This is a genomic window from Thermoanaerobaculia bacterium, from assembly GCA_035260525.1.
Lineage (GTDB): Bacteria > Acidobacteriota > Thermoanaerobaculia > UBA5066 > DATFVB01 > DATFVB01.
Window position 1 is genome coordinate 1 of sequence record DATFVB010000136.1, and the last position, 8,735, is coordinate 8,735.

Here is an 8,735-nt window from a genome sequence, read left to right on the forward strand (position 1 = left end):
CGCGCTGCTGGTCTCGCTGGGGTGGATCGCCGCCAGCGTGGGTTTCTCCCTCGCCGTCCCGGTGCTGTGGAGCGCGGCGCGGCTGTACGGCACGCTCGGCAGCGTGGTGCTGTTCCTGATCTGGTCGCATCTCATCGCCTGGATCCTCCTCCTCGGGGGAGTCCTGCTCGCGCCGGCCCGTCAACGCTGGTGACCGACGGTCGGGCCGGGGTTCGTCTCCTCGTCCCGCAGCTCGTCCGCGATACATCATCGTTCGATCGTCTTAATGAGAACGGAAGTAACGATTGGACGGCGCGCCCGGGAGCGCCCATGCTGCGGGTAGAGGAGAAACGAAATGAAATCTTTGAAGAGGGTCCTTTGTTCCGCGGCATTCCTGGGATCCGCGAGTCTGCTGCTGGCACAGGGCACGCCCGTCCAGCGCACGACGCAGCTGAATATTTCCGAACCGACGGAGATCTCCGGCACCATCCTGCAGCCGGGCGTCTACATGCTCCGGGTCCACGATTTCACCAACGGCAAGGTGCAGGTGCAGGTCACCGACGAGAACAACAAAAAGGTGTTCGCGACCGTGACCGCCATGAGACTGCGCCGCAATCTGGACACCAACCAGCAGCAGGCGGAGCAGACCGAATTCACCTTCACGACCGCCAACGGCCATCCTGCGTTGAGCACGTGGTTCTACCCGGGAGACGAGTGGGGCGAGGAGTTCACCAGCGGGAAGGCCACCTGGATCGCGGAAGCGAGAGCCGAAACAACGACTCAGGCGCAGACCGAGACCCGGGCGACCGAAGCCCCCGCTCCGGCCGCGGAAACCCACCAACCCGCCCCCGCGCCCGCCGAAGCGGCCGCCCCGACTCCGGCGGCGCGGCCCACCGCGCTGCCCAAAACGGGCAGCTCTCTGCCGCTCTTCGGGCTGATCGGTCTCGGCGCATTCGGCGCCGCGGCCGCCCTTCACGTCGCGCGCCGGATGGCGTAGCGAACTCACGTTCGATGGATCGGGCCGGGACACGTGTCCCGGCTCGCTTCTTTTGCGGACCGCGATGAGAACACTCGAATACCTGCTGCTCGCGATCGGCGCCGCCTTCCTGGGCTGGTGCGCGTGGACGCTCGGCGAGTCTCGTCTCTACCAGAACGCCAACCGAAGCCGCTTCTCGAGCCACGAGACCCGGACGGCTCTCCCGGCGAGCATTCCGGCGCCGACTCGCCCGCCCGTCGCCGACGGAACGGCCATCGGTCGCATCGACATACCGCGGATCGGCTTGTCCGCGATCATCGCGGAAGGCGAAGCGGAATCGACTCTGCGGCTGGCGGTCGGTCACATTCCCGGAACGGCGTTTCCGGGGGACGGGGGAAACGTCGGACTGGCGGGCCACCGCGACACGTTCTTCCGCTCCCTGGCGGAAATCCGTGTCAACGACGAGATCCGTCTCACGGGCGAAAGAGGCGTCTCCTCCCTGTACCGGGTGGACTCGACCGCCGTCGTCGGCCCGGGCGACGTCGGCGTGCTCGAACCGGGCCCGCATGCCTCGCTGACTCTCGTCACCTGCTATCCCTTTCACTATCTCGGTTCGGCGCCGAAGAGGTTCGTGGTCACGGCCGCCCGCGTTCCCATCTGAAACTCGACCCGCTATTCCATCCGTTTCCGCGCTCCCATCAGGATCGCTCGAGAGCACGGGAGGAGAAAACGGGACCGGGAGGCGTCGACGTCGCCATCGTCTGCGCCATCGGCGCCCGGCTCACGCCGCGGAGGACCGCAGCTTTTCGACGACCCTTCTCAGCTTCGCGTCCGCTTCCGTGCCGACGGCAGCGAGGTCGGGATCGCGGTCGAGCCCGCCCGGCTTCATCATCTCCGCCGGGTTGACGACCCGCACCCGGCAGCGCCCGGGAGGATCCTCCTCGACGACGACGTTGCAGGGCAGCAGCAGCCCCGCCTCCGCGCGCCGCTGCAGCGCCCGGTACGCGAGCGCCGGGTTGCACGCCCCGAGGATCACGTACGGACGGAATTCCTTGCCGAGCTTTTCGGCGAACGCCTTCTGCACGTCGATGCGCGTCAGGATGCCGAAGCCCTCCTCCTTGAGGGCCGCCGCCGCGCGCTCGACTCCCTTCTCGAGCGGTCCCTCCATCTCGACTTCCCAACCGACTGGCTCCATGGAAACCCCCTTTCGGAAGCGTGGCACATCGCGGGGCCGGCCTCAATGTGCAGACGCATCAGAAACCGTACATCCGGCATTTAGGTCGGGAGGAATACCGTCGCGAACGTGTCGCGGCGCATCGGGGAAGGCATCGTTTGGATCGTCCTCGCGGCCATGGCAGCGCCGTCCGTTCTCGGGGCGGCGACGCTCACGCGCGGCCCCTATCTCCAGCGCCCCGACGACCAGACGATTGCCGTGGTCTGGGAAACCGCGTCGGCGAACCTCGGGGCCGTCGAGTACCGGCGGGAGCCGCCGCCCGCTCCGTCCGGAGGCACTTACCGCGTCGAAAGCGAATCGCCCCTCCCCGCCGCGACCGTCCCGGGCTGGCGGAGCGCGGAAGAAGAGGGAGCGGAAGTTTCGCACCGGATCGCGCTCTCCGGCCTCGATGCCGGGGCCCTCTACGAGTACCGCATCCTCGCCGACGGAGCCGCCGCGTCGCCGGTCCATCGCTTTCGCGCGCCGCGCTGCCCGTCGGACGGAAACGTCTCGTTCGGCGTCATCGGCGACACGACCGGCGGCGTCGTGCCGGCGGCGATCGCCGGCGCCCTCTCCGCCGAGGGAGTCGATCTCGTCCTTCACGTGGGAGACGTCGACTATCCGGATGGCCGCCTCGAGGACTACGACGTCAATTTCTTCGGGCCGTTCGCTCCGCTCCTCGCCGCGGACGCGATCCTTCCGATCCTCGGGGACCACGACGTCCGCACCGCCGGCGGGGCCCCCTTCTTCCAGGTCTTCGACCTGCCGGCAAACGGACTCACGCCCGACCCCCGCTTCTACTCGTTCCGGCAGGGGGACGCGGAATTCTTCTGTCTCGACGTCGAGAGCTCGCCGTTCGGCGAGGACTCGGACCAGTACCGGTGGCTCGAGAAGGGCCTGCGGACGAGCACGGCCGCCTGGAAGTTCGTCACCGTCTTCGAGCCGCCGTTCACGTCGAAGAACTCGAACATCGTCGAGCAGCTCGTCCTCTCTCCCCTGTTCGAGAAGTACGGCGTCGACGTCGTCTTTTCCGGGCACGAGCACCTCTACGAGCGCTCGAAGCCGATCCGCGTTTCCGGCCCGCCGAACTCGCCCGTGATCTACGTCGTCGAGGGCGGCGGCGGATCCGTGCTGTCGAATTTCGACCCGGAGAGCTTCTCGGCTTTCCTCGCCGGCGTCTACGGTTACGTGACCGTGCGCATCGCGGGCGGCTCCCTGCTGCTCGAGGCCCACGACGCGGCCGGCGCCGTCTTCGATTCGCTCGAGCTCGTCAAGCCCGTCGCGGCGGGCGCCGGCGGGGACGCCTGCGCGTCGTCCACGCCGCCCCTGGAGAACGTCCGGGAACGCTTCGCCCGGCCTTGAGGAGGATGCCCGCGCTCGCAGCGGTGTCCGCGATCGTCGCCTCGACCCTCGCCTTCGGCGGATCCCCGCCGGAGTTCGTCCTCCGCCTTCCCCTTCCCGCGCCGGGGCAGGCCGCCGCGGCGGCATCGTTCGACGCGGGGCTCGACCCGGTCTACGCCGACGCGAATGGGAGCCGGAACGAGATCGCCCGTTCCCTCGACCTCTACAGGCTCGACGCGTCCGTGACGTACGGCCTCTCGCGTTCCTTCGCTCTCGGGGCCCTCGGCACCTGGGCCGAGAATCGCTATTGCTGCGCCAACGGCCGGGCGCTCTCCGATTCGGGCTTCACCGGAGCGGGTCTCTTTCTCGACTGGAGACCGGGCGCTTCGACCAGTCTCCTTCGCTTGGGCTACCAGTCCCGGAAACAGCCGGGCTCCGACGCTCTTCCCGTTTCGGACGGGCAGGACCGCGTCTTCGTGAGGAGCGACTGGTCGCTCCTTCCGGGGCTCGGCCGGAAAGCCCGGATCGGCCTGCGCGTCGATTTCGACTACGGGAGGCCGTTCGAGATCCAGAAGGCCTGGTTCCGCGCGCTCGGCGAGATCGCGCCGCAGTTCCCGGTCGTGCGTTCCGACAGCTTTCGTCTCGACGCGCTCGCGACCGCCGGATTCCTCGCGGCGTCGGATGCGCGCCAGAACGGGACGATCTTCCACAACCGGCGGTCGACGAGCGCTCGCGCGGGGGCCGCGCTGCACCTCGGTCTGGGCCGGGATCGACGGAGCCAGATACTCGTGGAAGGAGGGCGCGATTTCGCCTCCCGCAACGCGCTCTCCGGCTGGCGCGTCGGGCTGACGTTTCGCCGGCTCTTCGGAGGCCGCTGAGCCCGGCGCGCCGTGCGGCGGCCCGCGGAATGTTTCCCGCCGCCGTCACGGGACCGGCGCGAGGTACGGATATCCCGCGGTCCCCGGGTCTCGCCCGTCGATGCGCAGCGGACGCCGGGCGGAGTCGCGCGGGTCGAGCTCGCTCGAGAGCAGGAACGCGAGCCCGTCGGGCGTCCGGGCGAGGAAGCGTCGAACGTCGGCGGCGTCGCGGATCACACGCGGCGCGGTCTCCGCGTCTCCGCGGAACAGGACGCCGAGCCAGAGGCGCGAGAAATCGATCTCCGACATCCCCGCGACCCGGTCGTAGAAGATCCGCCCGGCGGCCGTCGCGGCCGGGCGCACCGCGAGGACGATCCGTCGGCCGTCGGGCCAGCGGGTCGTCCGGCCGAGGTAGATTCGCCGGAGGTCCGACGAGGAGATCGCCGCCGGGGGCCGCGCGGTGCCGGCGACGAAGACCAGCTCGTCCTTCGGCGGCGGGGCGGCCGCCCGAGCCGCTCCCGCGAGGAGCAGGACCGCGATGATCCGGCGGGGCATCAGAAAGCCACGGCGACCTGGAGGCGCGCGCGCCGCTCCTCCTCAGCGGCTCTCGCCCGCTGCGACTGGTAATCGACCTTCAGGACGAGGTGCGGCGACGCGTCCCAACGGACGCCCGCCGACCAGGCCCTCTGGTCGGCGATGCCCGCGAGATACGGCTCGCCGCCGGCGACGTCGAGGCGATCGACGAGCAGAAACGGGCGGAGGGACTCGAGCGAGCCGGCCAGGCGCCACGAAAGCAGCGCGTACCACCCGGTCGTGACGTGCGTTTCACTCGAGAGGCGGTGCTCCATGCGGCCCCATTCGCCCCGGAGCTCGAGCGGCCCGCGCACGAAGCTCGTCGAGAGCGTCTCGTCGATCTCGCGGTACGTCCCCTCCGGCGCGGGAATTCGGTCGAACAACGCCGCCCCCCCGATCGTCCAACCCGTGACCGCCGCGGGAGAAAACGACAGGGATGCGAGCGCGGCCGGAGACGCGGCGCCCGTCAACGTCACGTCCTCGCGCGATCTCCCGCGGCCGGCGCCGATCCCGGCCCCATACCGGAGGCCGGCGGTCCCCGGAACGTTTCCCGACGCCCAGGCGCCGACGAGGTGCAGCGGCCACGCCCCGCCCTGCTCGGGACGGAGCGCCATCGACGGGACGTCCACCGGGGTCTGCAGGAACCGCGGAGCCTGCTCGCGCTCGTTCCACTCGACGATCCCGCTGTTGACCTCGCCTACCTGGAGCTTCAGCGCGTCCGAACGGCTCCACGAGACGAAGAGACGCTCGAGATCGAGCTCGACGGAATGCTTCCCCGGCTGATCGGCGCTCGACCCTCGCTCGATGCGTTGAAAGAGCGCTTCGGCGATCGCGGACCAGTCCTCCGAGAAGCGGACCTGGGCGTACGGATCGAGCTCGCCGAGCTCGAGCTCGGTCGAATGGGCGCGCGTCGAGTAGCCGAGATTCGCGTCGCCGAAGACGGCGACGCGAAACGTCGGATAAGATTGCTGCGCCGCCGCGATACCGGAAACGGCGAGGGCCGCAAGAACAGCGGCGGGCAGCTTTGGAAAGCGGCGGCGAGGGCTCATGGACATCCTCCCGGATCGGACGCAGCCCAGTCTACCGGCGGACACGGAAATTCATCTTCCGTTCATCCGGTCTCGCTAGGCTTTCGCGATGCGCATCCTGCTCGTCGAAGACGACCCCCAGATCGCGCGCATCATCCGGCGCGGCCTGACCGAGAGCTCCTACGCCGTGGACGTGGTCTCGACCGGCGAAGACGCCCTGTACCACGCCGGGCTCGCCGACTACGACGCGATCGTCCTCGACGTGCTCATCCCGCCCCCGGACGGGTTCGAGGTCTGCCGGCGCCTGCGCGCCGACGGCGCGATGGTGCCGATCCTCATGCTGACCGCCCGCGACGCGCTGGCGGACCGCGTCGGCGGCCTGGACGCCGGCGCCGACGACTACCTGGTGAAACCGTTCCAGTTCGACGAGCTCCTCGCGCGGCTCCGCGCGCTCCTGCGCCGCGGAGGGCTGACGCACGCGCCCGTGCTCACCGTGGGGGCGCTGGAGCTCGACACGCGCTCCCACCGCGTCCGGCTCGATGGCACGCCGATTTCCCTGACGACGAAGGAATACTCGCTGCTCGAGTATCTCGCGCGCAACGCCGGGCGAATCGTCGGGCGCGCGGAGATCGCCGATCACGTCTGGGACGACGAGTTCGACGCGTTCTCGAACCTGATCGAGGTATACGTCAACCGGCTCCGCCGCAACATCGAGAAGGTCTCGGACCGCAAGCTCATCCACACGGTCCGCGGCGCGGGATACATGCTGGAGGACGTGCGGAACTGACGTGGGCCCGACCGTTCGCGCCCGCCTGACGCTCTGGTATTGCGCCCTCCTCGCGGTGGTGCTCGTGGCCTTCTCGACCGTGAGCTACCTCGCGATCGCGCGCGCGATCCGCGCCGACAACGACGCCTCGCTGGCGGACACCGCGCACGAGCTCTCCGCCGCCTTCGGCCGGTCGGCGCTCGGGGAAGGGGGGCTCTCGCGGACCGTGCCTCTCGACTTCCGCTACAGCGACCGCGCCATCTTCGTCTTCGACGCCGCGGGAGGCCTGGCCGCGGCCTCGCGGTCGCGCGAGGTTTCCGCGTCGGACCGCGACGCCCTCGCCCGGCGGGTCGCGTCGGGCGCGCGCGGCACGTTCACGGTCGAGGGCCGCTCGCCGGGCGGCGGCATCCGCGCGTTCGCGTTTCCCGTCACCGTCGTGTCGACGCCCTTCGTCGCCGTCGTCGCGCGCAACCTCGAGGACCAGACCCGCCGGCTCCGCGCCGCGGCGACCGCGCTCTTCGCCGGTATCCCCCTGGCGCTGCTGGCCGCCGGAGCGGGCGGCTACGTGCTCGCACGAAAGAGCCTCTCGCCGGTCGTGCGAATGAGCCGTCAGGCCCGGCGGATCGGGGCATCGAGCCTCGGCGAGCGGATCGAGGTCGTGCACCCCCGCGACGAGCTCGGGCAGCTCGCCGGGACCCTGAACGGCCTGCTCGAACGGCTCGAGAGCGCGTTCGCCTCCCAGCGCCGTTTCATGGCGGAGGCCTCGCACGAGCTCCGCACGCCGCTCGCGATCCTCCAGGCGGAGTCCGACGTCGCCCTGTCCCGGCCCGGCCGGGCCGCCGAGGAGTACCGCGCCGCCCTGGAGGTCGTCCAGAAGACCTCACGGAAGCTCTCCCAGATCGTGGAAGACCTGTTTCTGGTGTCGCGGAGCGACGCCGGCGACTATCCGGTCCGGCGATCCCGGTTCTACCTCGACGAGACGGTCGCGGGCGCCGCGCGCGCGATGCGCACGCGCGCCGAATCCCGGAACGTCCGGATCGAAGTCGCGCCCTCGCCGGAGCGGCTGGCGTGCGGGGACGAGGAATTGATCCACCGGATGGTTCTCAACCTCCTCGACAACGCGGTCAAGCACACGCGGGAGGGCGGCCGCGTCCGGGTGGAGCTCGCCGACCGCGACGGCGTGACGTCGATCCGCGTGCGGGACGAGGGCCCCGGGGTCCCGCCGGAAGAGAGGGATCGGATCTTCGAGCGGTTCTACCGCGGCGTGAGCGGACGGTCCGGCGCCGGCGCCGGTCTCGGCCTCGCGATCGTCCGGTCGATCGCGCAGATGCACGGCGGAGACGCGCGCCTCGCCGAGACCTCTCCCGCCGGGAGCACGTTCGTCGCCGAGCTCCGCATCGCGCCGGACGCGGCCTGACGGCGGCGTACATCCTGCATTTGGGTCGGGATCGCTAGCTTTCCGGCGTGGATCCGCGCCGGGCTCCTTGTCCGAGAACCTTCCGTCGGCGGCTCCCCGCGGTCGCCGCGCTGGTCCTCGCCCTCCTGCCCGTCACGGCCGGCCGGCCGGACCCGTCGCGGCGGGAACGGCGAAACGATTTGGCGGCGTCCCGCCCCGCGCGGCGCGCCGCCGTCCGGAAAGGAGTCTCCCGCCCGTGAATCGATTCGGCGCTTCCCTGACGCTCCTCGCCGCGTTCGGCGGGCTCCTCGCGCCCTCCGCGCCGGCGCACGGCGCCGGTTCGGCCGCGCCCGCCCCCGCGACGGCGCGCCCGCCACGCTCGACGATCTCGCCGTCTTCGACCTCGACGGCGAGCCCGTGCCGCTCCACCTTCGGGGACGCGTCGTCGTCCTCGATTTCTGGGCGACCTGGTGCGCGCCCTGCCGCGGAAGCTTCCATTTCTTCGACGCCCTCGAGAGAAGGGACGGCGAGCGCGGCCTGACCGTTCTGGGGCTGACGCTCGAGGAGAACGGCGAAACGATCCGCGGGTTCCTCGATTCCGTCGAG

Annotated in this window: 11 protein-coding genes; 8 read left to right on the forward strand and 3 right to left on the reverse strand. The window is 70.5% G+C overall.

From position 1 onward, the window contains the following. From VKH46_06410 to VKH46_06420, 3 genes are all read left to right on the forward strand, one after another. Positions 1–193: YhjD/YihY/BrkB family envelope integrity protein (locus tag VKH46_06410; GenBank protein ID HKB70460.1), on the forward strand; the 193-nt coding region annotated here is incomplete at its 5' end. Positions 194–334: 141 nt separating this feature from the next. Then, positions 335–976 carry an LPXTG cell wall anchor domain-containing protein gene (locus VKH46_06415; protein ID HKB70461.1) on the forward strand — a complete coding sequence of 214 codons (642 nt, stop codon included), beginning with the start codon at positions 335–337 and terminating at the stop codon, positions 974–976. A 64-nt stretch (positions 977–1,040) separates the two neighbouring features. Further along, entirely contained in the window at positions 1,041–1,616 is a 576-nt protein-coding gene (locus tag VKH46_06420) for a class D sortase (GenBank protein HKB70462.1), read from the forward strand. A 120-nt stretch (positions 1,617–1,736) separates the two neighbouring features. On the opposite strand, the gene VKH46_06425 is transcribed toward VKH46_06420, so the two are convergent. Beyond that, positions 1,737–2,150 carry a DUF302 domain-containing protein gene (locus VKH46_06425; GenBank protein HKB70463.1) on the reverse strand — a complete coding sequence of 138 codons (414 nt, stop codon included), beginning with the start codon at positions 2,148–2,150 and terminating at the stop codon, positions 1,737–1,739. A gap of 108 nt (positions 2,151–2,258) precedes the next feature. Between VKH46_06425 and VKH46_06430 the strand changes: the two genes are divergently transcribed. Both VKH46_06430 and VKH46_06435 read left to right on the forward strand, forming a co-directional pair. Continuing rightward, positions 2,259–3,530, forward strand: coding sequence for a metallophosphoesterase family protein (locus tag VKH46_06430; protein HKB70464.1), 1,272 nt, complete (start codon positions 2,259–2,261; stop codon positions 3,528–3,530). Positions 3,531–3,535: 5 nt separating this feature from the next. Then, positions 3,536–4,387 carry a hypothetical protein gene (locus tag VKH46_06435; GenBank protein HKB70465.1) on the forward strand — a complete coding sequence of 284 codons (852 nt, stop codon included), beginning with the start codon at positions 3,536–3,538 and terminating at the stop codon, positions 4,385–4,387. A gap of 45 nt (positions 4,388–4,432) precedes the next feature. Here the strand turns inward: VKH46_06435 and VKH46_06440 are convergent, their stop codons facing one another. Further along, positions 4,433–4,921: a hypothetical protein gene (locus VKH46_06440; GenBank protein ID HKB70466.1), complete on the reverse strand. Its 489-nt coding sequence runs from the start codon at positions 4,919–4,921 to the stop codon at positions 4,433–4,435. Next, positions 4,921–5,988: a hypothetical protein gene (locus tag VKH46_06445; protein ID HKB70467.1), complete on the reverse strand. Its 1,068-nt coding sequence runs from the start codon at positions 5,986–5,988 to the stop codon at positions 4,921–4,923. The genes VKH46_06440 and VKH46_06445 overlap by 1 nt, the downstream gene beginning before the upstream one ends. Before the next feature lie 88 nt (positions 5,989–6,076). Between VKH46_06445 and VKH46_06450 the strand changes: the two genes are divergently transcribed. From VKH46_06450 to VKH46_06460, 3 genes are all read left to right on the forward strand, one after another. Continuing rightward, on the forward strand, positions 6,077–6,754 hold the full coding sequence (locus tag VKH46_06450; GenBank protein HKB70468.1) for a response regulator transcription factor: 678 nt from the start codon (positions 6,077–6,079) through the stop codon (positions 6,752–6,754). Position 6,755: 1 nt separating this feature from the next. Continuing rightward, positions 6,756–8,150, forward strand: a complete 1,395-nt coding sequence (locus VKH46_06455) for an ATP-binding protein (GenBank protein ID HKB70469.1) — start codon at positions 6,756–6,758, stop codon at positions 8,148–8,150. A gap of 243 nt (positions 8,151–8,393) precedes the next feature. After that, positions 8,394–8,735 (forward strand): TlpA disulfide reductase family protein (locus tag VKH46_06460; GenBank protein HKB70470.1); only part of this gene is annotated, 342 nt, incomplete at its 3' end.